20 protein-coding genes and 4 pseudogenes are annotated in these 26,338 nt (G+C 54.0%); 15 read left to right on the top strand and 9 right to left on the bottom strand.

Translation table 11 applies throughout. From position 1 onward, the window contains the following. From BN871_RS27580 to rlmD, 6 genes and pseudogenes are all read right to left on the bottom strand, one after another. A pseudogene (locus BN871_RS27580) lies at positions 1 to 270 on the bottom strand (hypothetical protein); the annotation flags it as partial. Then, positions 270 to 3,155 carry a Z1 domain-containing protein gene (locus BN871_RS09850; RefSeq protein WP_083436353.1) on the bottom strand — a complete coding sequence of 962 codons (2,886 nt, stop codon included), beginning with the start codon at positions 3,153 to 3,155 and terminating at the stop codon, positions 270 to 272. The pseudogene BN871_RS27580 and the gene BN871_RS09850, both read right to left, overlap by 1 nt. 413 nt (positions 3,156 to 3,568) lie before the next feature. Then, positions 3,569 to 3,962: pseudogene (locus tag BN871_RS26755) on the bottom strand (DNA cytosine methyltransferase); the annotation flags it as partial. Between the two features lie 50 nt (positions 3,963 to 4,012). Continuing rightward, a complete protein-coding gene (locus tag BN871_RS09845) occupies positions 4,013 to 4,741 on the bottom strand; it encodes a hypothetical protein (RefSeq protein ID WP_048745694.1) in 729 nt (242 codons plus the stop codon). 169 nt (positions 4,742 to 4,910) lie between these two features. Next, the gene (locus BN871_RS27575) at positions 4,911 to 5,543 is read right to left on the bottom strand and encodes a hypothetical protein (protein ID WP_157060251.1); all 633 of its coding nucleotides are present in this window, start codon (positions 5,541 to 5,543) and stop codon (positions 4,911 to 4,913) included. A gap of 1,249 nt (positions 5,544 to 6,792) precedes the next feature. Then, positions 6,793 to 8,286 carry a 23S rRNA (uracil(1939)-C(5))-methyltransferase RlmD gene (rlmD, locus tag BN871_RS09840; RefSeq protein WP_021881409.1) on the bottom strand — a complete coding sequence of 498 codons (1,494 nt, stop codon included), beginning with the start codon at positions 8,284 to 8,286 and terminating at the stop codon, positions 6,793 to 6,795. A gap of 169 nt (positions 8,287 to 8,455) precedes the next feature. On the opposite strand from rlmD, the gene BN871_RS09835 reads away from it, so the two are divergent. Beyond that, positions 8,456 to 8,710, top strand: a complete 255-nt coding sequence (locus BN871_RS09835; RefSeq protein ID WP_157060250.1) for a hypothetical protein — start codon at positions 8,456 to 8,458, stop codon at positions 8,708 to 8,710. Positions 8,711 to 8,758: 48 nt separating this feature from the next. Here the strand turns inward: BN871_RS09835 and BN871_RS09830 are convergent. Continuing rightward, positions 8,759 to 9,526, bottom strand: a pseudogene (locus BN871_RS09830) (YegS/Rv2252/BmrU family lipid kinase); the annotation flags it as partial. Between BN871_RS09830 and BN871_RS26750 the strand changes: the two are divergent. The 4 genes and pseudogenes from BN871_RS26750 to BN871_RS09810 form a co-directional block, all read left to right on the top strand. Next, positions 9,462 to 9,677 (top strand): annotated as a pseudogene (locus BN871_RS26750) (F0F1 ATP synthase subunit gamma); the annotation flags it as partial. The pseudogenes BN871_RS09830 and BN871_RS26750 overlap by 65 nt on opposite strands. Before the next feature lie 75 nt (positions 9,678 to 9,752). Beyond that, on the top strand, positions 9,753 to 11,171 hold the full coding sequence (atpD, locus tag BN871_RS09825) for a F0F1 ATP synthase subunit beta (RefSeq protein ID WP_048745692.1): 1,419 nt from the start codon (positions 9,753 to 9,755) through the stop codon (positions 11,169 to 11,171). A 24-nt stretch (positions 11,172 to 11,195) separates the two neighbouring features. Continuing rightward, entirely contained in the window at positions 11,196 to 11,594 is a 399-nt protein-coding gene (locus BN871_RS09820; RefSeq protein WP_021880559.1) for a F0F1 ATP synthase subunit epsilon, read from the top strand. An 815-nt stretch (positions 11,595 to 12,409) separates the two neighbouring features. Beyond that, positions 12,410 to 13,210, top strand: a complete 801-nt coding sequence (locus BN871_RS09810; RefSeq protein ID WP_048745688.1) for a tyrosine-protein phosphatase — start codon at positions 12,410 to 12,412, stop codon at positions 13,208 to 13,210. Between the two features lie 247 nt (positions 13,211 to 13,457). Here BN871_RS09810 and BN871_RS09805 read toward each other — a convergent pair whose 3' ends face one another. Together BN871_RS09805 and BN871_RS09800 are read right to left on the bottom strand one after the other, a co-directional pair. Next, positions 13,458 to 13,808 (bottom strand): hypothetical protein, encoded by a 351-nt coding sequence (locus BN871_RS09805; protein ID WP_021880562.1) that lies wholly within the window; start codon positions 13,806 to 13,808, stop codon positions 13,458 to 13,460. 220 nt (positions 13,809 to 14,028) lie between these two features. Continuing rightward, positions 14,029 to 14,826, bottom strand: a complete 798-nt coding sequence (locus BN871_RS09800) for a YheC/YheD family protein (RefSeq protein ID WP_021880563.1) — start codon at positions 14,824 to 14,826, stop codon at positions 14,029 to 14,031. 220 nt (positions 14,827 to 15,046) lie between these two features. Between BN871_RS09800 and BN871_RS09795 the strand changes: the two genes are divergently transcribed. The 10 genes from BN871_RS09795 to BN871_RS09750 form a co-directional block, all read left to right on the top strand. After that, a complete protein-coding gene (locus tag BN871_RS09795; RefSeq protein WP_021880564.1) occupies positions 15,047 to 15,520 on the top strand; it encodes a Dps family protein in 474 nt (157 codons plus the stop codon). Between the two features lie 252 nt (positions 15,521 to 15,772). Beyond that, positions 15,773 to 17,545, top strand: coding sequence for a S8 family serine peptidase (locus BN871_RS09790; protein WP_053086964.1), 1,773 nt, complete (start codon positions 15,773 to 15,775; stop codon positions 17,543 to 17,545). A gap of 248 nt (positions 17,546 to 17,793) precedes the next feature. Beyond that, on the top strand, positions 17,794 to 18,039 hold the full coding sequence (locus tag BN871_RS09785) for a DUF1146 family protein (protein ID WP_048745683.1): 246 nt from the start codon (positions 17,794 to 17,796) through the stop codon (positions 18,037 to 18,039). Between the two features lie 355 nt (positions 18,040 to 18,394). Then, the gene (gene murA / locus BN871_RS09780) at positions 18,395 to 19,825 is read left to right on the top strand and encodes a UDP-N-acetylglucosamine 1-carboxyvinyltransferase (protein ID WP_048745681.1); all 1,431 of its coding nucleotides are present in this window, start codon (positions 18,395 to 18,397) and stop codon (positions 19,823 to 19,825) included. A gap of 212 nt (positions 19,826 to 20,037) precedes the next feature. Continuing rightward, complete coding sequence (locus tag BN871_RS09775) at positions 20,038 to 21,510, top strand: efflux RND transporter periplasmic adaptor subunit (protein ID WP_021880889.1); 1,473 nt, start codon at positions 20,038 to 20,040, stop codon at positions 21,508 to 21,510. Positions 21,511 to 21,644: 134 nt separating this feature from the next. Further along, complete coding sequence (locus BN871_RS09770; protein WP_069202601.1) at positions 21,645 to 22,334, top strand: ABC transporter ATP-binding protein; 690 nt, start codon at positions 21,645 to 21,647, stop codon at positions 22,332 to 22,334. Continuing rightward, on the top strand, positions 22,285 to 23,469 hold the full coding sequence (locus BN871_RS09765) for an ABC transporter permease (protein ID WP_021880888.1): 1,185 nt from the start codon (positions 22,285 to 22,287) through the stop codon (positions 23,467 to 23,469). The genes BN871_RS09770 and BN871_RS09765 overlap by 50 nt, the downstream gene beginning before the upstream one ends. A gap of 50 nt (positions 23,470 to 23,519) precedes the next feature. Next, the gene (locus BN871_RS09760) at positions 23,520 to 24,200 is read left to right on the top strand and encodes a response regulator transcription factor (RefSeq protein WP_048745676.1); all 681 of its coding nucleotides are present in this window, start codon (positions 23,520 to 23,522) and stop codon (positions 24,198 to 24,200) included. Continuing rightward, positions 24,197 to 25,783 carry a HAMP domain-containing sensor histidine kinase gene (locus BN871_RS09755; RefSeq protein ID WP_021880886.1) on the top strand — a complete coding sequence of 529 codons (1,587 nt, stop codon included), beginning with the start codon at positions 24,197 to 24,199 and terminating at the stop codon, positions 25,781 to 25,783. The genes BN871_RS09760 and BN871_RS09755 overlap by 4 nt, the downstream gene beginning before the upstream one ends. A 279-nt stretch (positions 25,784 to 26,062) precedes the next feature. Continuing rightward, on the top strand, positions 26,063 to 26,338 hold a 276-nt coding region (locus BN871_RS09750), incomplete at its 3' end, for a hypothetical protein (protein WP_048745674.1).

Below are 26,338 nucleotides of genomic sequence, written 5' to 3'. Positions count from 1 at the left end.
CGCTTTTTGTGGCAAGCTCCCAAACTTTTCATTTAAACATTCTTCTATTCCGTCTAAGTGCTTGGAAAACTGCGGGACATTGACATCTGTAATGCCAATGTCCACATAAACAGAATTATGTCCTTCTACTCCAAAACCAGCATCTAGACTATTTTGCACAGCTTCACGTACAAACAAATCCAAGATTGGCAAATCGTTATTTTGAATAAGCTTTAATAGTGAATTTCCAGACTGGGACATTCTACCCAACTCTACAATCTCTATCTGCATTACTCTTCTCCATCTTCCATCTCAGGCTCACCTATTGGATTCTCAATTCGGATTGATAATTTTGTTGCTAAATTCTTTCCGGATCGGTAACCCGGCACAAATAAACTAACACCTACTAAATCTTCCGAGGCATTTAAATCATATCGTCTGTCTGCCTCTTTTGTGTTTTCCCTTTGTACTTTTGTAAATTTTGAATCCTTATCAATGCGATATAAAAGTAGTTGTGGCGTTAGACCAACACCCGCAGCTTTTCGCAATTCATTGATAAAACTCTTCTTTAATTGTTTTTGGTCTATTTCTTCCAATTGAACATCAATATTTTCACGCCCTGCTTTTCCGGCTTGCGTTTGTTTGAACTCCTCTGGAATAGCGTCATACATTTCTTCCGTTAAATCTGCATATAAATCAGACGGAGTACGTAATACACCAATATTTATTTTTTTCCCGGTTGTTGTTCCACGACGACTACGTGTAACTAACCCTACACCACGACCACCAACCGTCCAATGCTTGCGGTTCTTATCATCTAATTTTCCACTTCCAGAAAGAACGACGTTCCAACCCGTATAGCCGGCCTTCACTTCATTCTTTTGATACCATTCAAAGAAGGCATCCAAATTAGAGAATTCACTTTGTTTACTAAACGTGAACTTACTAAGAAAATCATCCTTGATTTGTTGGAACGGAATATTTTCCCAATAAATCCCTCGACTATTGCGTGTTTCTATTGGCGTACCCAGACGATCAAAAAAACGTTCAGTAAGTTCAATATTTTGTCTCTGAATAAGCGCTTCATCATCAAAGATAATAGTCTGACTCGAAGTCCCAGAAAAGTCCAAATCAACTTCCTCAGCACTTTGCATGCGATTTTTTGCAGTAATACGCAGCCAAGATAGTTTTGGTGAATTCTTGATCTTTGGTCCATATTCGTTTGCATCCATACCTTCCAAAATATATGTTTCAATATCCTCACGTAATTCTTCCTCAAGGGTCGCCATAAATTTAAACTTCGCTTCAGTATCGGTTGTTAGCCAAATACGTGGTATCATCTCATATCCTTTGCGGTAACCAAAGAATCGACCCATTTGGAGTAATGTATCTGCCTGAGAAGTTGTACGAAAGAAATATGTGCTGACCAAACCTTCAATCGTTAAGCCACGAGAGAGTGTACTTCCCCCAACAACAATAAATGCTGGGGCCGGTGCTGGATAATTGGGGGCCTTAGGGTCAGGATAAGCTAATCGGATATGTTCCAGATCTTCAGTGATCCTATTATTTGAGCAGTTATCGATACATAAGTGAAGGCCGTCATGATATATCAATCGTTTGGTGTCTTCTAATACATTGATATGGGAAGGATAATCACGAATGAGCCGCTTTAATTCCTCTTCAATCTTTTCAAATGACGGGTAATCCTTTACATCCTCTAACTTGGGATAAGCTTCGAATTCCATTTCGAAATCTTCTTTTGTAAATTTTCTTTGCTCTAGTTCATACAGTCCACGACATGCTTCAAGAATATCCTTTTTGGATAAACTACGGAAATAGTTATTAATTAAATCTGCAAAGATTTGGTGATGTGTTTGCTTCTGACTCGTATGAACTAGCATACTAATCGGCTTTTTGTATTTACGATAGCGCATAATCGAAGTCGCTATTAAAAACCAATGAATGGCGTCTATAAATGTTTGCGGTAGTTCCACTTCCTTACCTTTATGAATATTATTTACCGCGTCACGATCAGCTTTGGTTATTTCCCGGATTATTGGTAATCCACGATGATACTCACTATTTTCCAAACCAAAGATTTGCTTTGCACCGAAATATTCCTTTGCTGGATTTAATACCGCCACAAAATCATGTGGATAAAGAGATTCTTGTGAGGCTTCATTCAAAAAATTTGCGTAAGGTGTAGCTGTATAACTAATGTAATTCAAGCTTAGTGGTTTTGAACCATCGTCTGCCTGAATTTTAACTAGTTCAACGATCGCTTTATTCAAAGCCGTTCTTTCAGCCAAGGTATCATTTATATCATTTGTATTAATCCCACCTTGATCGGCCTCATCATCGATAATTAAAATTCGCATTTGTGAAAGCTTCTTCCCGTCTTCTTTTAGCCATAAAATTAAATCATTCAAGCGCGTACTATGTTTCAAACACACATTCAGGTAACGTTCACGTGAACTTTTGTTTAATAAGAGACTGCTTACCTTGTGGGAAGAGCCTGATTTGAGTGAAAGCCGACTCATACGTTCCCACGATAAATTACCTGACGTTTTTAAATCACTCATTAAGCGATCTTCTGTTTGTTTACGAAGATTTTCAATTGTTCCTGACAAAACAATGAATACATTAAACTCCCAATCAGCTGCCATTGCCAGTAAAGCTGCCATACTTGCTGTCTTACCAGATTGGACATGGCCAATAGTTAAACCTTTTACCGGAAGATCGGCTTCTAATCGCAACTTCTTCAATATACTGATGGTAGTATTCTCAAGATCTCTTAACGATTCGCTTGTCCAGTCTTGTCCCTTCAACTTGTTCATATACAATTGCCAACTACTTGCATTACCACTTGGTATAAATAGGTCATTATCTTGACGTCGACTCAAAATGCGATTATTAGCAATTTTCTCTTCAATCAACTGCTCACGATCGGATAACTCACGTAAGAATTCAACAATAGCTACCCACAAAGGTGCGTTCAAATCGTCAGGTATCATTCCGTCTTCTTGTAATACTTCAAGTTTATTTTGTAAGCCTTCTTCATCTTGATTGCCGTAGTATTTAATAAAATCCCAGTCACGTCCTTTATTACGCAACTTTTCGACTGCCATTCGATGCTCATCAAATTTAGGGGAAGAAAAATCATTAATTGTGCTCATCGATAAATACCTCTCTTTCAATCTTTCAAATTAAAGAGAAAAAGACAAGTTATCTAGATTACTAAATATATGGTACTTAAACTACATTATTTCGCAATGCGTATTTATCTCGTCAGCTTCACTAGTTCTATACTCCTATTCGGTGTTCCCCCACTTCTCTCCTTCTTTCCACTTACATCTTTGTAAATTAATCACCCGCATTACTTATTCTTCTTTGATGTAGCTATTGATAGGTGTTTACCCCAGTTTTAGTGACTATAAATTAAACAGAGGAAGGGAGAACTTGAAGCGATAGAGGGTATTTTAAAATCTAAATACCTTTTCATTGCACATTCGACATATACTCATAATACTTAAATCCTATTTTCTCAATATAAAAAGAGCCACTACTCAAATGAGCAGGGACTCTTAGCTTAAACAGTAACAGTAGTTTCTTGTGGCAAGATTATGTTTCTTAGAGTATTTTGGGGACTTATCCCCAAGTACTTCAGCACCTGTTCGGCCACTGCCCTCCCCAAAAGAGGAGGTACGGCATTCCCAATCCGCTGATACTGAGAGTCTTTAGAACCTTGAAATACAACATCATCAGGGAAGGTTTGTAAACGAGCCGCTTCTCTGATACTTATAGCTCGATTCATTTCACAGTTTGGATGTATCCACATTGATTTTTTTTACATTTAATACCGTTCCACAAGGAGCATTGTAATCGAGTCTTAAATAAACGGTATTTTGAGTCCTACCTGGGTTAGAATATGTTTGCTTGTAAGATTCGCCCAGGTCGTGGAAATTCTGGCCCGGTTCCAACACTATCCCTCGTCTTTTTCCTGCAATAAGGTGTTTGGTGCTTCCAAAACCATCTATTCCCTATACCTAGCTTTATTTAGGTATTTCATAAATATATAATCAATTTCCGACGAAGGCTCACTTTCGCGAAGAAATTTAATTCTATCTTCATTGGAAATTCCCTCAACATTAGTGTACCCTTTCGGGAACCCCAGGGTTGTTTCAATATCTTCAATTGATAATCCCAGTAGTTCCAAATTCTCTAGAGTGTAGTACTTTTCAGGGTCAATAGTGCTCCCAAACTTCTGAAAACTTTCAAAGATAATCTCAATAAGCATAATAAAATTTTTATCACATTGAGTAGCAACATCCTCTTCTTGGTGCGTGAATAATTCTCCAGATAATACACGTTTCAGAATTATTTCCCTTGGGTTTTCACCAATACAATAACTATTCATTTCATCTTGAAAATAAAATTTACCTCTTAAGTTTCCGTTGTCATCAGTATAATAATTACCGGAGGTAATGAAATGTTCTCCAATCTTTTGTGTAACATTCCTCATTTCAACGAACTTCCTTGCTATTTTATCCCTTTTTAATATTACTTGCTTCTCCTCATACCATTCCTTAAAACCTTTAATATCACTCATGCACGCTTGTAATGAAAAGGTAATGCTTCGACTTGCTGATAGAAATGCACTAAAATAGTAATTGCATTCTTTTGGGTCAATACAATCTTTTATCTTTTCCAAGAAAAAATCCGCTTCATAGACTTTATCCTCAACCAACCCAAATGATCTCATATTACTTCTCCTTGTCTTAATGAATATGCTAATCAAATCAATAATTCGCATACCGGCACCATATTCCTGATGCCCGACGCAGTCAGGATGTCCAGCTCCCTGCCAAAATCCCAGGGAGCTCGACTCCATAATGTGATGTTACACGATTTCAATGACAATTAAGATTCGCTCACACAGTTGTTGTAATATAATTCATCTTTCTTATAAAATTCTCTCTCAAAGTTACTGATGAGTTAATTTGACCATTTTTTATTTTACTAACATATAATTCATATTCTTGTATTAATGCATCGGTAAAAATTCCTATATCAACTCTGATTCCATTTTCAATAGTATGCACCATTTGATCTTGGTGAATAGTAAGTTGTGAGTTTCTTTTAGTTTGTGCTTGATGCAAAATTCCACAACGGATGTCTTTATAAAAGATATCTGCATCGTTGTCAGATATATACGGGCTAAAATATTCACTTTCTCTAAAAAAATGTTTAAAAGCGTCTTTATTCATGCCTTGCCAGCCATACCCTCTTCTTGTTTCATTAAGTCCCTTATAAAATTGAAATAAGGTTTCTATAAGTAAACAACATAGAGCTATTGAGCTGAAACTATATTCAAAAGACTTATAATCAAATCGGGCTTTATCAGATAGTTCTTGAATTAGCAGTAGGAACCGTCCTTCAATTCGATCTTTAAAAATATCTATTGCCCTATCCCAAGTCTCCTGATCACTGTCAATTCTTAAATCTAGTTCAGTATAGTCTCGAATCTTGTAATTAGGCGAAATTAAGATCTCTTCTCGGAACATAATGATTTCCCCGTTCTACTATTGATTTCTTATTCACGAAACTGCATGAGCACCGATATAATATCCTCTTACTTGAGCACAACTACTAACAATAATCATACCACGAAGTGAAATCAGTGATCAGTTCTCTAGTCAAAAGAACTAAAACCTCTGACTCAAAGTCTCAGAGGTTAAAAATTTCTTTTTATTAGATATACTTACCCACCACACTATACCTTCGTCGTAACTTTGCCTTGATTGTTAAGGATTCTCTCGATTGTAAAATGGTCGCTGGTTGATTTCCGACGATTGGCCGCTTAAACTTGCAATGTGTCTCGGTCACTGTCTCACACTCTTGGGCTTCAAATCCTCAAACTAAGCAAGAAAAATGTCCCTTCTAATGCACAATGGTTTTATGAATTTGTTTACTCAAGTTTCGCAGAGCGAAAATCGGCTTGAATCTTTGCGAGGCTTGAGTTTCCAAGAATTAAATAAACTTCTTGTGAATATAGAAAAACACCACTTTGTTTTGATAAGTGAGAGTTGGAGCAAGAAGAGGTGTCCTCCATATCGTATACACCACCAAATCTTAAATAGACAGGCTACAACTTCAGCAACTCAAAACTACCCATTCTCGGAATGATGATGCGTATAGATAATGTTCTTGTAGCCATATGTGTCGTTTCTTCGCAGTTGTATTTGACGTAGTTATCCATCCAGTGGGATTGAAACACTGCAAACGTCATATCCATTGTCTGAACTAAAAGATGTCTCTGTTATTATATTAAACTAGTTTAATATCTTCTTCGCTTCCCTTTCGGTTGACGCTGTTGTATATTCACGAATTCGTTTACCGGCTCTTCCGAAGTCAAACATAAGGCTAAACTATGTCCCTACTATTTGTAATGTTCCCAGACATCTGAACCACCATCCCTGACTAAACGAGATAAGGGATTCCCCTATCTAATTTGCATCGTAACATGGCGCACTGACTTCGAGATTTACGCCACTTGTAGCCCAATTGACTTCAGCCCTAGGCAACAAGCATCCGAAACTGAAAAAACCCGCTCCAAGAGCGGGTTTTAGAATGGAGGTGAGGAGAGTCGAATCCTTGTCCTAATAATTGAAAACGCTCGATTCAAGAATCAGGGATCTCCCTATTAATCTATTTATTTCGTCAACAATCAGTCAACTCTCTTATTTCCTTGCCTCTGTTTCACACTTCCAACTCATCTGTACTACTCCCAAAACCCGCTCCACCATTGCACTCTCAGCCTTCTGTACCATCCCTCACCAACAAAGCGACCGATTCTACGTGAACGGTATGCGGGAACATATCCACCGGCTGAACCTCCACCGTCCGGTATCCTCCGGCCTCCAGCACCTGCAAATCCCTCGCGAGTGTTGCAGGATTGCACGACACATATACAACCCGCTCCGGCTTCATCTCCAGAATCGTATCCAGCAGCTGCTCGTCGCAACCTTTGCGAGGCGGATCGACGACGATGACGTCCGGCTTGATGCCTTCCGAGCGCCAGCGCGGAATGACGACCTCGGCAGCTCCCGCTTCAAACGATGCATTTTCAATGCCATTTAATGAAGCGTTCCGCTTGGCGTCCTCGATCGCCTCCGGCACGATCTCGACGCCGTACACATGTCCCGCGCGGCGGGCCAGGAACAGCGAGATCGTCCCGATGCCGCAATAGGCGTCGATGACATTCTCGCTGCCGGTCAAGCCGGCATAATCGACGGCGGACTGGTAGAGCCGGAGCGTCTGTGCCGGATTGACCTGATAGAACGAACGTGCAGAGATGGCGAAGCGGATCCCGTCGAGCTCGTCGTAGATGACATCGCTGCCCCAAAGGGTGCGCGTCTCGTCGCCGAAGATGACGTTGGTCTGCCGCTTGTTGATGTTCTGCACGATGCTCGTCACTGCGGGCAGAGCTTCGCGAATGCCCTGGATCCAGTCCTCCAGGCGCGGAATGCGCGGGCCATTCGTGACGAGTACGACCATCATCTCGCCGGTGACGAATCCGGTCCGGACGACGACATGGCGGAGGATGCCGCGCCCTGTGGCTTCGTCGTACGCGGAGATGCCGACGCGGTTGCCGATGGCTTTGACCTGCCGCACCGCGTCGTCATTATTCTCGTGCTGGATCAAGCACGCGTCCATGTCGACGATGCGGTGCGAGCCGCGGGCGTAGAAGCCGCCGATCAGGCTGCCGGCCGCGCCTCCGTCCAGGTCCGCCATCGCCATGCCGATGGGGACCTGCGCCTTGTTGCGGTAGCGCCATGGCTCGTCCATCCCGATCGTCGGATGGACGACCACGCCTATGCGCGAGCCATGCTCTTCGGAGGCCGCAGCAGCGCCGGACTGAGCGGTCTCGCGGCCTTCAACTGCCCGCGAGCTGCCGGCCACGGTCAGCTTGCCGATGCGCTCCAGGCTGTCGATGACATGCTGCCTTTTCCAGGCCAGCTGTCCTTCGTAGCTCATATGCTGCAGCTGGCAGCCGCCGCACTGCTTGTAGATCGGGCACGGAGCCTCGACCCGGTCCGGGCTTGCCTGGAGCAGCTCCAGCTGCTTGGCATATCCATAGGTCTTCTTGGTCTTGAGCACCTTGGCGGTGACTTTCTCGCCCGGCAGCGCTCCCTGGACGAATAGAGTAAAGCCGTCCACTCGGCCGACCCCTTCGCCTTCATGCGTCAGCCCGATGATATCGAGCGTGACCGTATCGTTTTTGCCGAATGGCAAAGCTGGTTTCATCTCTTCGTTTCATCCGTTCTCTTCGTAGTCTAAAAGCTCCGATATGAGGCTTGATGCCTCTTATGTCGCGGAACGAACGGTTCCGCTCGCGGCCTTGTCCGTCTGTCAAGAATACCATATTTCCGCCTCTTTCGCTCCGTGGCAGAAGTCTCCAAGCCCTTCTAGAGGTTTGCTGACCATAGAGCGTTCCTCATGGCCGGTCTACTGGCGAGCCGAAGCGGTGATCCTAATCCTGAACCTGCTGAAAGCAAAGCAGCAGCAAGCAAAGAGCGCCAGACATCATGATGTCTGGCGCTCTTTTCATGGACTTGTGGCGACATCGGCCACCGAAGTGCAAGGGGGAATCGAATCCAGAAATTCGGGCTTCAACAGCGATCGGAACGACCTTGCGGCATTTCGAATGACCTTCCGGCTTCCCGAATGACCTTCCGGCTTCGGAGGCTGCTCTGAAGCTTTCAGCGTCCACAACTACCTAGTAACTCGCCTTCCCATCCTGATCCACAAAGATATTCAGATGCGAAGGAAGCATCGTGAACATGCAGGGCAGCGTGCCGCCGTACTCGCCGTCGAGATTGAGCTGGACATAGTCCGGCGTCGTGATCTGCATGCGAGGCGTCTTGAAGTGGATCAGATGCGGGTCGTTGAAATGCTCGCCGCGCAGGGCGAGCGTGACGATGCGGATGAACTCCGCCAGGTTGCATTTCTTGAGCACGACGACCTCGAACAGGCCGTCGTCCAGCCTCGCGTCGGGAGCCAGCTTCTCGAAGCCGCCGACCGAGTTGCTGTTGCAGATGAGGAACAGCATGATCTCCTCATGGATGTCCGGGATGCCCTCCGCCTGGATGAACACCTCGGTGGCGCGCAGGCGCGTCATCTTCTCCAGGCCCTTCATATAATAGGCCAGCTGCCCGATCAGCGTCTTGAGCTTGCTCGGCACCTCGTAGGTGAGCTCCGTCATGGAGCCGCCGCCGGCGATATTGATGAAGTACTTCTTGCCCGCGCGGCCGACGTCGATGGGACGGGTATATTGGCGTGTGATGAGCTCGCACGCATATTCCAGGTTGCGCGGAATGCCGAGCGCCCGGGCGAAGTCGTTGGTCGTGCCGACCGGCAGAATGCCGAGCGGCGGGCGGTTCTCCTTCTCGCCGAGGCCGTTGATGACCTCGTAGAGCGTGCCGTCTCCGCCGGCGGCGATGATCATGTCGAAGCCGCGGTCAGCCGCGTCGGCCAAGGCGAGCGAATTCGGCGCCCGGATGACGGCAATGGGCAATGCGACGAAGAATGCGACGAAGCTCATCGGCGAGCTTACGCTCTCTTACAACCGCGCGCGTCAGGCTGCGATCACCCAAGAAATCGCGGAAATCGTCGGCGGAGCAAGCGCCCAGCAATAATCACACGCAGAAGAGCAGGCTGCGGCCTGCTTCATAGATGCACGTGCAACTATCTTTACTACAGGAGGGACCCCCATGAGCAACGGTCGCGTTGTCCAGGTACTGGGACCGGTTGTCGACGTTGAATTCGACAACGGCCATCTCCCAGAAATCCTGAACGCAATTAAGATTGAACAAAAGGCCCAGAACTCTTCCGAAAAAGACGTGAAGCTGACTCTCGAAGTGGCTACCCACCTCGGAAACAACACAGTTCGCTGCGTCGCGATGTCCTCCACGGACGGCCTCGTGCGCGGTACGGCCGCTGTTGATACCGGCGCGCCAATCACCGTGCCGGTCGGACCGGCCACGCTCGGCCGCGTATTCAGCGTTGTCGGCGATCCAATCGACAACAACGGGGACGTAGACCGCAGCATCACGCTGCCGATCCACCGTCAAGCTCCGGTATTCGAGGATCTGTCCACGCAGCAGGAAATTCTGGAAACCGGCATCAAGGTCATCGACCTGATGGCTCCGTACGCCAAGGGCGGCAAAGTCGGCTTGTTCGGCGGCGCCGGCGTAGGCAAAACGGTAACGATGCAGGAGCTTATCCACAACATCGCTTCCGAGCACGGCGGTATTTCCGTATTTGCCGGCGTAGGCGAGCGTACTCGTGAAGGCAACGACCTTTATCACGAGATGAGCGAATCCGGCGTTATCGAGAAAACGGCCATGGTATTCGGCCAGATGAACGAGCCTCCAGGCGCGCGTCTTCGCGTAGCCCTGACCGGTCTGACGATGGCGGAATACTTCCGCGATCAAGAAAACCGCGACGTGCTCCTGTTCGTCGACAACATCTTCCGCTTCACCCAAGCGGGCTCCGAAGTATCCGCGCTGCTCGGCCGCATGCCGTCCGCGGTAGGTTACCAGCCGACGCTGGCAACCGAGATGGGCCAGCTCCAGGAGCGCATCACTTCCACCAAGAACGGCTCGGTTACGTCGATTCAGGCGATCTACGTTCCAGCCGATGACTACACCGACCCGGCCCCTGCCACGGCGTTTGCCCACTTGGATTCCACGACCAACCTGGAGCGTAACATCGCCGCTATGGGTATCTTCCCGGCTGTCGACCCGCTGGCTTCGTCCTCGCGCGTCCTGACTCCGGAAATCGTCGGCGAAGAGCACTATCAAGTGGCTCAAAGCGTGAAAAAGCTTCTTCAGCGCTACAAAGAGCTGCTCGATATCATCGCGATTCTCGGCATGGACGAACTGTCCGAGGAAGACAAGCTTGTCGTGCTTCGCGCACGCCGCGTCCAGCTGTTCCTGTCGCAGCCTCTTCACGTTGCAGCAGCGTTCAACGGCATGCCTGGCCTGTCCGTACGAATCAAGGATACGGTCCGGGGCTTCAAGGAAATTCTTGAAGGCAAGCATGATGATCTTCCGGAACCAGCGTTCCATAACGTCGGAACGATTGAAGACGCCGTTGCCAAAGCGAAGAAGCTCGCTCAAGAGGTTTAATCCTCGGCGGATGGAGGTTATCGTATGAGCACCTTACTGCTTGAAATCGTTACGCCGGAGCGTACCGTATATTCCAAGGATGTGAACATGGTCATCATCCGCGGAGTAGAGGGCGAGATGGGCATTCTGCCTAATCACGTTCCTACGGTTACGCCTCTGAAGATATCCGCCGTTACGGCGAAAATCGGCAGCAATTATGAAAACATCGCGGTGAGCGGAGGCTTTGCCGAAGTTCGTCACGAGAAAGTCGTCATTCTGGCCGAAAGCGCCGAGCTTCCGGGCGAAATCGATGTGGACCGCGCAGAGCTGGCCAAGAAGCGCGCTGAAGAGCGCATTCGCAACCGCAACAAGGAAACCGTCGATTATCATCGTGCGGAGCTTGCGCTTCAACGTGCGCTCAACCGTCTGAACACCAGAGGTTGATTCCGTCATCAAAGCCCCTCCCCTGTTATCTGACGATAACGGAGGAGGGGCTTTTTTATTCTCTTATAATGGAATATACTGGGATCTCAATCGTATCCGGCTGTACCGGCGAAATCGCCTGGGGAGGACAGGGAAATGAGGGTAGGGACACTTTTTATTATGAGCATGTTGGCGGCAGCTTTATTGACGGCACGGATTCACGGCCTCGATTCAAAGAGGTCCATAAGGGACAGTCTGCTCTTTTGCTTCCTGCTTGTCGCGGGCGGCGGGGGTTCTGATGGGGACGGGTTTTTCGGAATCCGAATCCACTTCTTTCTTGGGCAGATTGTTCATCCTGACCGGCATGTGGACCGGGATATTCAGCTTTCTTAAGCATAATGCCAATGGAGATAAAGAGAGTTAAGGACTGCGGCAGGGGATGTTTGACCGAAAGTCCGATGACAATGAAGCCAAGGGTGGATGACGATCGTCTCTGTAATCAAGTATGATAATGTCATGAGGAGCAGCTTCATCTCATGCAATGACGGAGTTCACCAATAGCCTTTGAGCCCTAGAACCAACGGCATTTCTCGAAAATGAAGAGACCTATACGGTTACAGCGATCCCTAGGCTCGTTTGGCTAGAACGTTAAATTCGCCGCTATCGGACTGCCATTGCAGATATTGAATGCTGGCAATAAGTCGTTGCAGACTATAAAGCCATCGCAGTCAATAAGTCGTTGCCGTCTATAAAGCCATCGCATTCAATACGTCCTAGCAAGTCAATACGAATCCCTACATCCTTACATCCATGACAACGGGGAGAGTGCTCAAGGAATGATTGATATCCATACCCACATCCTTCCCGGCATCGACGACGGAGCCAGGAACGAGGAGCAAATGCTCGCCTTGGCGAGAGCTGCGCAGCTTGAAGGCATCACCGATATCGTCGCTACCCCTCATCACGCCAACGGAGCTTACTGGAATGCGGCAGCCGACGTGCGGGAGCTGACGCGGCGGACCGGAGAGCTGCTGCAGCAGCACGGCATTCCGATTGCTTTGCATCCGGGCCAAGAAATCCGGGTCCATGCGGAGCTGCTCGACAATTGGGAGAAGAGGGAGCTGCTGACGCTTGCGGATACCCCTTATATGCTGCTTGAAATGCCGACCGCGGAGATACCTTCCGGAATGGCCGAGCTGGTCTATGAGCTGACGCTTCAAGGGGTGCGGCCTGTCATAGCCCATCCTGAACGCAACGAGCAGGCCATGCGCGAGCCCGCTCTTCTGGAAGAGCTCATCTCGCTCGGGGCTTGGGGACAAGTGACGACGCATTCGCTGCTGGGTCTGTACGGAAGATCGATCGAGAAAGCTTCCTGGTCGATGATGCGTTCCGGTCTCGTCCATCTTGTCTCCTCCGATGCGCATCATGCGGAGCGCCGCGGATTCCGCTTGGCGGCCGCCTATGCCGCCATCGCCGAACGGCTCGGGGAAGACTACAAAGCTTATTTCATGCAAAATGCGGTCAGCCTCCTCGCGGGAGACGACCTGCTTGGGGCGGAGCAGCGGCCGGCGGCAGCGGCTTCGGGAGGAAGGCCGCAAGGCTTGCTGAGAAGCTTGTTCGGCCGGCGGGGCCGCTAAATGGACCGTCACCTTTTGCATGTAACGAACCTTTGGTTGTAACAGCAGACTGGTTTGGCCCAAGCGGGTCGATTATGACGGAGGTGCTTCTACCGCGGGCGTACTTGCCGTTACTGCCGCTCTCCTGAGCATGCCGCGCTTACGAGACCCGCTGGGGCGGGCTGCGGGATTGGAAGGCACAGCGGGCGAAGCCAATTTGAACCAAAAAAGCTTTGGGCCGCGAGCAGGCCCAAAGCTTTTTTTTGGTTCAGCCGGCTGAAACGGACGGCTGGATGGAATAGGTCGCCCGCTTCGTCTGCACCCGGATCTCTCCGTCCTGTTCGATGAGGGAGTCATCCGCTTGGAGCGGAATTTCATAGGAGTCGCCAGGCACGGGCTCACGGCCCTTGTCGGTGACGATGCTGGCCGAACCGTGCAGCAGCAGGATCGTTCCCGACACATAATCATCCGGAGAAGGATTATGCAGCAGCTCCGCTCCGCTGAACGTCATGCGGACCTTATCCCAATCTCCGTCTTCCTGCTTGACGATATCGACATCCTCGCCCTTGCGGGCTTCCAGCAGCTCCAGCAGCCGGCTGACATTCATGGCATCCGACATGGACCATCTCCACCTTTCCTGGTACGAATTGAAATGTACGGCCGGGGGACATCTGCGACCGGCTGCAGGACGCGCCGCAGATCGCCGAGTCTGACAACAGCCGCCTGATTGCAGTTGATTCCTGGAGGTTCTTCTGATCTTTATTTACAGCAAACGCCGTAAAATGAAGCATGCGGAACGACCGTCGGGAAGGCGCCGACCGAGACGGCCAGCGGTGGATTCAATCGTCCTTGCGTCCATAGCTGCGGGCAAAGCTTTTGACCCGGTTGTAGGCGGCCCGGTCGATTTTTTTGAACGCCCCGTACTGGGGATGGTTCGTATTGACCTCCAGCACCCACAGCCTTTTGCTCCGGTCGATCGCGAAGTCGATTCCCATCTCGCGCATGCCGCCGTAACGGCGGGACAGCGACTTGGATATCTTCAGCGCCGACTCTTCGATGAACTCATTGTTGGCGAGGGCAGGGGCGGCTCGCATTCCTTGCATTTTCCACAGCCTGGACAGCTGGTAAAGCTTGGCGCCCTGATGGGCGTTTGTCACGATGCGATTGGGCAGCGCCACTTTAGCTATCAAAGCCGTGCAGGTCCAGGGTCCATTGGGCTTGCGCTGCACCATGGCGCGGATATCGTATGGCTTCCCTTCGATTCGGTCGAGCGGAATGCCGCGCTGGATAATCAGCTTTCCGAATTTCCGGGTTTTCCGGATATGTTCGTACACCTGATCGAGATTTCCGAACGCGCGGGAAATCTGTTTGCGGGAAATCACGGAGGTGAGCTGATATCCGCCCCCCTTGCGGCGGCGAAGCTTATGGATTCCGATGCCGAGAGAGCCGATATTCGGCTTGATATACAGAATTTCAAAGCGCGAAGCCATTTTCTTCAGCTGCTTGCGGGAAAAATCGGCCGTCCGTGGAACAAAGTGCGCCGTAGCCGGATCCCTGCGCAGCATCCGGCTCACTCGAAGTTTTCCCCAAAGGGTGCGGGAATTATAGGTTTTGATGTATTTCTTTATTGTTGGCATCCTGCTTGATCACCTCTCCCCCTACCTTATGCCTCCAGGCTTGGACGGACGTGTGCGGATGACATGCCCCTGGCTCAAAAAAGCGTCCGGCCGGATAAGGAACAGAAATGCTGCGCAAGCTGATTTCAGGCGTGCCTGTTTGTCCCGGCCCGGATGGGGTAATGAGAAGACATGAAGCCTGATTGCAGGGAAATGAATATTCGGAAGGGGAATGTAAAAAATGGCAACTCAAACCGCCAGCCGCGGCAAAGCGGCAAAGAATACGAAGACGCAGGATGCGCTGAACCGTCAAGTAGCTTCGATGGGCGTGCTGTACATGAAGCTCCATTCCTTCCACTGGAATGTGACCGGTCCTAATTTCTATACTCTCCACGTCAAGTTCGAGGAGTTCTATAATGCCGTTACCCTTATGTTCGACGAAGCGGCGGAGCGCCTGATCGGAATCGGCGGCAAGCCGGTATCCACCATGAAGGGCATGCTGGATCTGTCTTCCATCAAGGAGGCGACGGAAAAAGAAGATGCCGAAACGATGGTGCGGAATCTGATCGACGACTTCAATACCCTTGCCGAGGACATGAAGGTAGCTGCCGAGACGGCCGAAGAAGAAGACGATGCGGCGACGAGCGATATTCTGACCGGCATGGTGGAGCAGCTGGACCAGCACCGCTGGATGCTGGAGAAGTTTTTGGCGTAGCCGCAAGCGCCTTCCGGGATAATAGCAAGTGCAAATAGGCCCTTCGGATTTCCGGAGGGCCTGTTGTTGTATCCATTTTGTGAACGCTACAGGAATAGCGCCTTGCGGCCCGAATTATTGATAGAATGGTTAAGCGAGTGAATTCCTTCATCACATATGCGCTTCGCGCTGCTTCCTCGATCAACGGCGGAAAAGCAGGGATAGATGCGCGCGGGCGTCATAGGATAGATACGAGCAAAGGATTTGAGGCTTATGAAAGCAAGGATTCAAGCTCACGCCGCCCATAGCCGCGCGCTTAGATGCGGCCATGCCGCGGCTCTTCTTGCGGCCGTCACCCTGGCGGCAGCCCCGTCCATGCCGCCCGGCAGCGCAAGCGGCATGGCGGCGAAGCCGGACGACGAGGCCCGGATCCAGCAAGAAGGTCCGGCTGCCCCCAAGGCGAACGATCCCGGCTTGGCGAAGCAAGCTTTCCTCCATCAGATCGGAGCCCAAAAAGCCTGGAAGCTGGTCACGGAGCAGACCTCCATTACAATCGCGGTCGTAGACACAGGCGTTGATCTGGATCATCCCGATCTTCAGCCCAATCTGCTTCCGGGCATCAATCTGCTGAAGCCGGATGAGCCTCCGCGGGACGACAACGGCCACGGCACGAGCGTCGCGGGCGTCGTTGCGGCAGCGGGCAACAACGGCAAGGGAGTGGCGGGAGTCATCTGGAAAGCCCGCATTCTTCCGATCAAGGCTCTCGACCGCAACGGCTATGGCGACGAACGCCAGCTTGGCGAAGGCATCCGCAAGGCCATTTCGGAAGGAGCGCGCATCGTTGTCTTGTCCGTAGGTCTCTACCATTCCTCGCCATACATGAGGGATATCGCCGCCCTGGCCGAACAGAAGGGCGTGCTTCTTGTTGCCGCCGCAGGCAATGACGGCCGCCGCTTCGGCAGCCGCGCCGCCGTGAAGTATCCGGCTGCTTATCCGACTGTGCTGGCCGTAGGAGGAGTCGGCCCCGACGGACTTCCGGACTCGCGCTCCAACCAGGGGCCGGAGCTGGACATCGCTGCTCCGTGGAAGGTGTATACGACCGCTGCGGGCGGCGGATACCATTACGTGGAGGGCACCTCCATGGCTGCTCCCCAGGCTGCGGCCGCAGCAGCGCTGTTATGGGCGAAATACCCGTCTCTCAAGCCTTATCAAATCCGCTCCATGCTGCGGCAGACGGCCAAAGACGAGGGAGCAAAGGGATTCGACTATGGAGCCGGCTACGGCCTTCTGAGAATCGATTCCGCTCTTGCAGACCGCTACAAGGCTGATCCGCATGAACCGGACGACTCGGCCAAGACAGCCGCGGCGCTCCCTCTGGGCAAGCAGCTGTCGGGACAGCTTTCCGGAACCGGGGATCGGGATTGGTACCGACTGGAATGCCCGTACGACGGCATCGTCAGCCTGGACTATACCCAGCTCACTTCTCCCGGCGCCGGCGCGTCCGCCGTCCGGATCGAGCTGGAGGAAGCGGGGAGTGTCAAGAAAATGCCGCTGAAGCTCCGCAACCATAAGCTTGAATGGCACGTCAGAAAAGGAACGAACCGGCTGATGCTGCGGCTCGAGCCCGGAAGCGGTGCGAAGCAGGTGCCTTATCTGCTTTCGACGCGCCTGCGCATGCTGCCCGACAAGGGGGAGAGCAATGATACGGCTGGCAAAGCCTATCCTTTGGCCGACCGTTCCCTCGAATTTCAAGGAACCTTCCATCAAGCGGCGGATGTGGACTGGTATTCGATCCGGGTCGCCAAGAAAGGCACGATGCGGCTGCAGGTGGAGGCAGGCACGATGCGGATGGATCCGGCCTTCTCCTACCGCAGGGCCGGAGGAGAAGCTCTGGCTGTGGACAGCAACGGGGAAGGCGTAGCGGAAACAAGTCCGCTTATACCGGTCACCCCAGGCACCTACGAAATCAAGGTATGGGATGCGGGGGAAGACGCTGCGGCGCCGGCAACAGGCTACTATACGCTCAAGGTGACGCGCGGCGGCTGAGCATGCCGCTTCCGGCGGCAAAAGAGGAAAGCCGTGAATACATACACGGAAGAGCATGAGACTTTTAATGGAGCGCTCAAGTTCCGATGGATATAGGAGATGCATTGCGCCGATTTCCTTTCCCGAACGATCGATTAGGGCTGCTTCCGTCGCATAAAGGCGAAAAATGGCGAAAGTCACATTGCTATGCCGATAGAATTGAGCCGAGGAATTTATTGCCGTTTACGGGCAAAGGAACGGGGTTATTAATGAACAGTAATCAAGTATGGTCGTCGCTTGGATGGAACGGACTGTTCTCCATCGCCGTGACGATCGGAAGCATCTTGCTTGCCTGGTACCTGCTGCAAGAGCTCAAGCTGGACACTTGGTTCAAGCAGCCGAGAAGCCCGAGAGCCCGCGTTTTCATTGCGGTTCTTGCCGTTGTGATCGGGCACTCGTTCGCCCGCTTCATCCTGGATTACTGGTCTTGGACATCCATGCTGAAGCTGCTCTAAGCTATCCGTCGAATAACGAATCGGACATTTGCAGACAATAACGCATAAGACGGAACCAATCCGGAGACATGCTGCGAATGATATCCTTTGAGCGATCATGCACGAGGAAAGAGACCCGGGCTAAAGTCCCCTTATTTTGACGAATATTCGGGATAAAAATAACGCTTGTCGATTTCTGTAGACGAGTGTTAATATGGTCTGTGGTAATCTGGCTTATTCCTGCCTTTTTCACCTTTTTTGACCTTTCAACCCTTTCAAGCCATCCAATGCCAGACACTCGTTGCCGTCAGATATGATCCTTACCAAATACATGATATGCGCAAAAGAAATTGCAGCGTCCGGAGGGAACGGAATTATGAGTAAAATTGTCGTTCGCGGAGGCCGCAGACTGGAAGGAACCGTGCGTGTGCACGGGGCGAAAAACGCCGTTCTTCCCATTCTGGCCGCTTCGCTACTCGCAACGGAAGGAGAAAGCGTCATTAACGACGTTCCCCTCCTTGATGACGTCCTGATCATTCGCCAGCTGCTGGAGACGCTCGGAGCCAAGCTTGACCTCTCCGGCGAAACCATGACGATCTCGGCGGAGAACCTGACCTCCTACGAGGCTCCTTACGAATGGGTCAGCAAAATGCGGGCATCGATCCAAGTCATGGGGCCGCTGCTTGCCCGTCTGGGCCGTGTACGCATCTCCCTTCCAGGGGGCTGCGCCATCGGCACCCGCCCGATCGAGCAGCACCTCAAGGGATTCGAGGCGATGGGCGCCGAGATCACGATGGGCCAAGGCTTTATCGAAGCCGTTGCCCCGGGCAGGCTCAAGGGCGCGAAGATCTACCTGGACGTCGCCAGCGTAGGCGCGACGGAGAACATCATCGCGGCCGCAGCGCTCGCCGAAGGAACGACTACACTTGAGAACGCGGCCAAAGAGCCCGAGATCGTCGATCTCGCGAACTATCTCAACGCCATGGGAGCCCGCATCCGCGGAGCCGGTACGGGAGTCATCCGGATCGAAGGCGTCGAGAAGCTGACCGGCGCCCGGCATACGGTCATTCCCGATCGGATCGAAGCGGGCACATTCCTCATCGCCGGCGCGATCACCGGAGGCAACGTATTCGTAGAAGGCGCCATCGGCGACCATCTCGGACCCGTAATCGCCAAGCTGCAGGAGATGGGCGTCCAAATCATCGAAGAGGACAACGGCATTCGCGTCATTGCGGATCGTCCGCTGAAGGGCGCCGACATCAAGACGCTGCCTCACCCGGGCTTCCCGACCGATGTGCAGTCCCAGATGATGGCTCTGCTGCTTGTCACGGAAGGAACTTCCGTCGTGACCGAGACGGTGTTCGAGAACCGTTTCATGCACGTGGAGGAATTCCGCAAGATGAACGCCAGCATCAAGGTGGACGGCCGTACGGCCATCATCACGGGCGGAGTGCCGCTGTCGGGCGCCAAAGTGACGGCGACGGACCTTCGAGCCGGAGCTGCGCTGATCTGTGCCGGCCTCGTAGCCGACGGAGAGACCGAAGTGGGCGGATTGCATCATGTCGACCGCGGTTATGTAGACATCGCGGGCAAGCTAGCCGCTTTGGGCGCCGACATCTACCGGACGTCGGAGGAAGAAGCCGCCGAGGAAGTGCTGGAGCCGGTCGTGCTCGCTTCCATCCGCAAGACCGCGGAGCGCGAAGTCGAAGAGGTCCAGGTGGCGGCTGCCGCCGCGTCCGAGGACGAGGACAGCTACAGCAGCAAGCGGCAGGTCAAGGTCGAGGACGTCGAGGCGTCCATGGCCTGAGATTCAATCGGCAGCATCGGGAGGGCTTGCCTCAGCAGCCGTCCCGCATAGAGAAAGGGAGTGGAGCGCCGGCTATCGGGGCTCTTTTTTTATTTGCGGCGATCCTTGGGGGATCGATCCCTTGCCTGCTCAGGGAAGACGTTCATTCTGGGTTCATTCTGGAATGCTACGATTCGGATGGAAAATGATCCGGAGGAGAGGCGAGGGAAACAATGAGAAAGTGGCTGCTCATATTGGGATTCATGGTCATTGCCGGCGGCGGAGCGGTATACTATTTCCTGCAGTCGAAGGGAATCGAAGGCACGGCATCCGCTGCGGAAGCCCGGAGCGTGCAGGCTTCGCAGGGAAATCTGGAAGTGAAGGTGTCGGGGACGGGAACGGTAGCCGCGGCCGCTACGGCGACCGTGAAAGCCGGCTATCAGGGGACAGTCAGCAAAGTGCTGGTCTCCGCCGGCGACGTCGTGAAGAAAGGACAGGTGCTGGCTCAGTTCGAGACGGTCGACAATTCGCTGCAGATCCGGCAGAAGCAGCTGGACAAGCAGAAGCAGGAGCTGCAGATCCAGAACCTGAAGGAGCAGTACTGGAGCGAAAGCGACGTATCGAAGCAGGCGCAGACGAAGCTCGATCTCGACTCGGCCAGGCTGAGCCTGCAGCAGACGGAGAACGAGATTGCCGATCTGCAGAAAGCGGACGCCGAGAACCATGATATCAAGGCGCCGATCGGCGGAACCGTCACGACCGTATCGCTTACGGTCGGGGACAACACGAATGCCGGCGCAGATGCGGCTGTCATTACGGACTACTCGCAGCTGACTTTTGCGGTGAACGCGGACGAGCTTGACGTTCCTAAGCTGAAGATCGGGCAGACGGCCGAAATTACGCTTAATGCCCTGACCGATAAAACCTTCACGGGCAAAATCACTTCCATTGCCAAAGAAGGCGTGAGCAGCAACGGAGTCGCTACGTATCCGGTCACGCTGTCCATGGCGGAGGCGGCCGGCGTGCTGGCCGGAATGTCCGGCTCGGCCGAGATCGTGACGGAATCGGCTGAAAATGCCGTCCTGGTTCCGGTCGATGCGGTGGTGACCTTCGGAGGAAAATCCTATGTGCGGGTGCCTCAAGGAACGGAAGGGGCATTGGCGATCGGAACCGGCACCGAAGGCGGCCAAGGAGCCGGGAACGTTCCGGGCGGCCAGTCCGGCAACAACCGTCAAGGCGGAGCCGGCCAGTCCTGGACAGGCGGAAGGAACGGCTCCGGCGGCCAATGGGCAACGGAAGGCGCCTCCGGGCAGGGCAGCCGGTCGGGAACAGGCGCCAAAGCCGGAGCAGGAGCTGGAGCTGCTGCAGGAGCCGGCGCGGGAGCAGGGGCTGCAGGAGCGGGAGCCGGCTCCGAATCCCGGATGAGCCGGATGACGCTGGGCGGCCAGCTCAAGGAAGTGACGACCGGGCTTGCCAATGACACGTACGTGCAGATCAAGTCGGGACTGTCCGCAGGCGATACGGTGCTGATCGCGCTGCCGACCGGCACCGTCGGAGGATCCACCGGCCAGAGCGGCACGACCCGAGCCCGCGAGTTCGGCGGAATGGGAGCGGGCGGCTTCGGAGGCGGAATGGGTACGGGCGGCTTCGGCGGCAATATGGGCGGAGCCGGCTCGACCCGTACCGGAGGAGGGGGAACCCGATGAAGAGGGACAAACGGAAGGCCGGAGACGGAGCCTTGGAGGAGCGGATAGGCGATGGCACCAGAGCCGATGCCGCTTCGGCCGAACGGCATGAAGAGGCGCTCCTGTCCATCCGCGACGTCCGGAAATCCTACCGGATGGCCGGAGAGGAAGTGCAGATCCTGAATGGAGTGAATCTGCATATTCCCCGCGGAGACTTCGTCGCCATCATCGGCCCGTCCGGCTCCGGCAAGTCCACGCTCATGAACATGATCGGATGCCTCGACACGCCGACCTCCGGCAGCTACAGGCTGGACGGCATCGAGGTGAAGGGTTTGTCGGACAACCGGCTGGCGGAGGTGCGCAACCGCAAGATCGGCTTCATCTTCCAAAGCTTCCATCTCCTCCCGCGCCTCAGCGCGTTCGAGAACGTCGAGCTGCCGCTCGTCTATCGCGGGCTCGCCGCGAAGGAGAGAAAGGCGGCTGCGGAGACGGCGCTGGCCAAGGTCGGCCTGCAGGACCGGATGCATCACCGGCCGAACCAGCTGTCCGGAGGCCAGATGCAGCGGGTCGCGATCGCCCGCGCGCTCGCTGGCGAGCCGCCGATCCTGCTTGCCGACGAGCCTACGGGAGCGCTGGATACGAAGACGGGAGCGGATGTGCTCGGCCTCATGGAGCAGCTCAACTCCCAGGGCCATACGATCGTCCTCATCACGCATGATCTCGATGTGGCTGCCAGGGCGAAGCGGACCGTATTCATGAAGGACGGACTGCTGAGCGAGGAAAGGGGGGGCGGACGTGAAGCTTTCGCAAGGAATTCGCATGGCCTGGAAGAGCATACTGGCTAACAAGCTGCGCACCGTGCTCTCCATGCTCGGCATTTTGATCGGCGTCGCGACGGTCATCGCGCTCGTGGCGATGGGCCAGGGCTCGGCGAACGAGGTGAGCAGCCAGCTCAAGGGGCTCGGCACCAACATGCTGTCGGTCAACATTACCGGAAGGGGAAGCGACACGACCCTCTCCTTGCCGCAAGCCGAGACGCTCGGCGACGGCGTCGGCGGCATCGAAGGCTTGTCTCCGACCGTCAGCGGCAGCGTGACGGCCCGCTACGGAAGCAAGCAGACCGAGTCCGCGGTGACCGTCGAGGGCGTCACTCCCGATTATGAAGATGTGCAGAGCTTCCATCCCCAAAGCGGGCGCTTCATTGCCCCTATCGATCTGACGGCGTACAACAAGGTCGCCGTGCTCGGGGTCGACACCTCGGAGGAGCTGTTCGGAGCGGGAGTCAGCCCGGTCGGCGAGACGATCCTGCTCAACGGCGTGAAATACAAGGTCGTAGGCTTGCTCGAGCCCAAGGGCACTTCCCTGACGGGCTCCAACGACGAGAAGATCATCATTCCGATTACGACGGCGCAGCGCATGTTCCAGTCCGCCGGCGTCCGCACCGTCTCCCTCAAGGTCGCCACGGTGGATCAGATGAGCGCCGTGACCGCGCAGCTGGAGACGAAGCTGACCGAGATCTTCCGCGGCAATACGAACGCCTACCGCGTGACGAACCAGGAGGATTTGAAGGAGACGGTCACCTCCGTGTCGAAGACGATGTCCACGATGATGGCGGGAGTCGCCTGCATCTCACTCGTCGTCGGCGGCATCGGCATCATGAACATCATGCTCGTATCCGTCACCGAGCGGACGAGGGAGATCGGCATCCGCAAGTCTCTCGGCGCCAAGCGGCGCGACGTGCTGTTCCAGTTTCTCGTCGAAGCGGTGACCATCAGCAGCCTCGGAGGGCTTCTCGGCATCGCCTGCGCTTATGGCGCCTGCCTGATCATGACGGCCTACTTCGCCACCGCGACGCAGATCGAGCTTCAGGTCGTCCTCTATGCGTTTCTGTTCTCCGCTGCGGTCGGAGTTCTGTTCGGGCTGTTCCCGGCCAACAAAGCCGCGTCGCTGCGGCCGGTGGACGCGCTCCGGCATGATTGATTCCCATACCAACGGATAGACAGTCACATTCCGCTCTCGGAGGTAGCCAGATGAAAATGCCTTATATCCTGATCATAGAAGACGATTCCCTGATCAGCGATCTGCTGGAGCTGTACTTGCAGCGATACGGCTTTCAGTACGCGACGGCGGGCGACGGCGCTGCCGGGCTCAGGAAGTTCTACGAGCAGATCCCCGATCTCGTCGTCCTGGATATCATGATGCCTGGCCGCGACGGCTGGAGCGTCTGCGAGGAAATCCGGCAGACCAGCACGGTGCCGATCATTTTCCTGACCGGCAAAGGGGACGGCTACGACAAGCTGAAGGGCTTTTCCATGGGAGCGGACGATTACCTCGTCAAGCCGTTCGACCCGAAGGAGCTGCTTGCCCGGATCCGGGCCGTCCTGAAGCGGACGCATCCGACCTTGTACAAGGAACAGGCGGTGTTCCCGGATCTCGTCGTCGACGTGAACGAATACCGCGTGACGGTGCGCGGGCAGGATGTCGGGAGCGCTCCCAAGGAGGTCGAGCTGCTCTATTGCATGGCTTCCCGGCCGGGCAAAGTATTCACCCGCGAGGAGCTGCTGCAGCAGATCTGGGGCATGGATTACTTCGGCGATTCCAATACGGTCGACGTGCATATCAAGCGCATCCGGGACAAGATCGGCGAGCATCCGTCCTGGCGCATCGCCACCGTGCGCGGCGTCGGCTACAAGTTCGAGGTCCAGTCATGAGCCGTCTGGCCGCAAGGCTCGGGCTGAATACGATCTTCGCCAAAGTGCTGATCATTTCTCTCTCGATTCTCGGCGTTACGTTCCTCGTTTTCAACCTGGTTTCGACGCAGCTGGTCCGGCGCGACATGTTCGACCGGCAGCAGGGCATGGAAGGGGCGGAGCTGCGGCGGACGGTCAAGCTGCTGGAAACGGCCGCATCCGAAAGATGGACCGAGAGCATGGTCAGCACGGCGCTCAAAGTCGTCGTGCCGCCGCAGATGAAGAGCATTCTCGTCATCGACAGCACCGGCCGCTATATGCAGGTCGGAGACGTGCCGCTGCCCGCCAGCGAGATCAAGTCCATCATCAGCGAGGCCAATATCGGCTCCAGCGGCCAGTTCCGCTCCCAGATGATCGAGAACGAGTCCGGCAAATGGATCGTGAGCTCCCAGTACGTGCCTTCCATCGACCGCTATGTCGTCTCGCTCTCGACCGGCTTTCAGCGGGACTTCCGCCGCTGGCAGAATCTGAGCTGGCTGGCCATCGCCGTCGCGCTGGCTGTATCGGCCGTATTCTCCTGGCTGTTCTCCCGCTACATGACGACGCGGATCCGCCGCATGAGCCTCGGCGCGGAGCGCTTCGCCAAGGGCGATTTCGATACGCCGATCCGCGATGCGTCCCCCGATGAGCTCGGCCGGCTGGCCGGCTCGCTCAACCGCATGGCCGTAGACCTCGGCGCGCTGGAGCAGACCCGGCGCGACTTCCTCGCCAACGTCTCGCATGATCTCCGCTCTCCGCTGACTTCCATCCACGGTTATGTGGAGGCGATTCTGGACGGGACGATTCCGGGGGAGAAGGCGGACCGCTATTTGCGGATTACCCAGGAGCAGACCGTCCGGCTGATGAAGCTTGTGAACGATCTGCTCGACATGTCCAAGATCGAGTCCGGCCAATTCGACGTGCAGCCCGCGGAGTTCGATCTGGCCGAGACGGTGAGGCTGCTGCTGGCGCGGATGGAATCCACCTTCCGGCATCACGGAGTCCGGTACGAGATCAAGGGGCGGGTCGATTCCGAGCCTGGCCCGGCTCCGGGGGCATGGAGCGGGATGGGAGACGAGGGAGCCGGCGACGGTCCTGGCCAGACTCAGGGGGCATGGAGCGGGACGGGAAACGAGGGAGCCGGCGACGGGCTTGCCGTCGGCAGCGGCAAGGTGATAGTCGTAGGCGACGCCCACCGCCTGGAGCAGGTGATGGTCAATCTGATCCAGAACGCCATGGCGTTCTCGCCGCAAGGGTCGACCGTCTATGTGACGCTCGACGCGCAGGAGGAGCAAGCCTGCCTGACGGTAAGGGATGAAGGAATCGGCATGTCGCCGGAGGAGACGGAGCGCATCTGGGAGCGGTTCTACAAGACGGATGAAGCCCGCTCCGGGCGCGGCGGCACAGGCATCGGACTGTCGATCGTCAAGCATATCCTGGATGCGCACGGATCCCGCATCGCGGTCCGCAGCGAACAGGGCCGGGGCAGCTCCTTCTCCTTCTGCCTCCAGCGTGCGGCTGGCGGAGCGGGAGCTGAAGCGGCAGCCGACGAGCAACAGGATTGAAGCCTGGAGCCGGCTGGAATGCACGGCATTTCTTAATCTCTTTACCTGGAAGCCCTGATCTGACGGCTGCATGGCAGCATGTTCAAAGGCCGTCAGGCTCGGCCCGACAGCAGGGCTTTCAGCAGCGATGCCATCCGGCATCGCTTTTTCGTTTCTCGCGGGACTTCTCTCTCAAGCGGCCTATCGCGGTTCTATTCTATGTTTCTCGGCTCATAGTCTTTAGAGACGGGTCGTGAGCATTTGCCTTGGCAGGGTAATAGAGGAGGGAATTCATCGAAGATGAAGAAGCGCGCGACAGGAACGAGGAAGACGAGTCTGCGAGGAAAGCCTTTCGGCAGAGCAGCGGAAGGACAGGGGATGTCGGGAATGGCGCTGGCTTCCGTAAGCGTCCTTACGGCGGCGGCGATTCTGATTCCGGGATTTATCGTCGCCAAGTCGCAGGATGGCCGGACGAATGCCCGGCAGGAGCAAGCCTTGATTCCGGTGCCGGAACTATCCGGCCAGGAGCTGCCGGGCGGCAGCGCTACCGCCCGGCAGACCGGCCAGGCAGCCGCC

It is taken from the genome of Paenibacillus sp. P22 (genome assembly GCF_000469945.2).
GTDB lineage: Bacteria > Bacillota > Bacilli > Paenibacillales > Paenibacillaceae > Paenibacillus_O > Paenibacillus_O humicus.
This window is presented reverse-complemented; position numbering and strand designations above follow the sequence as displayed.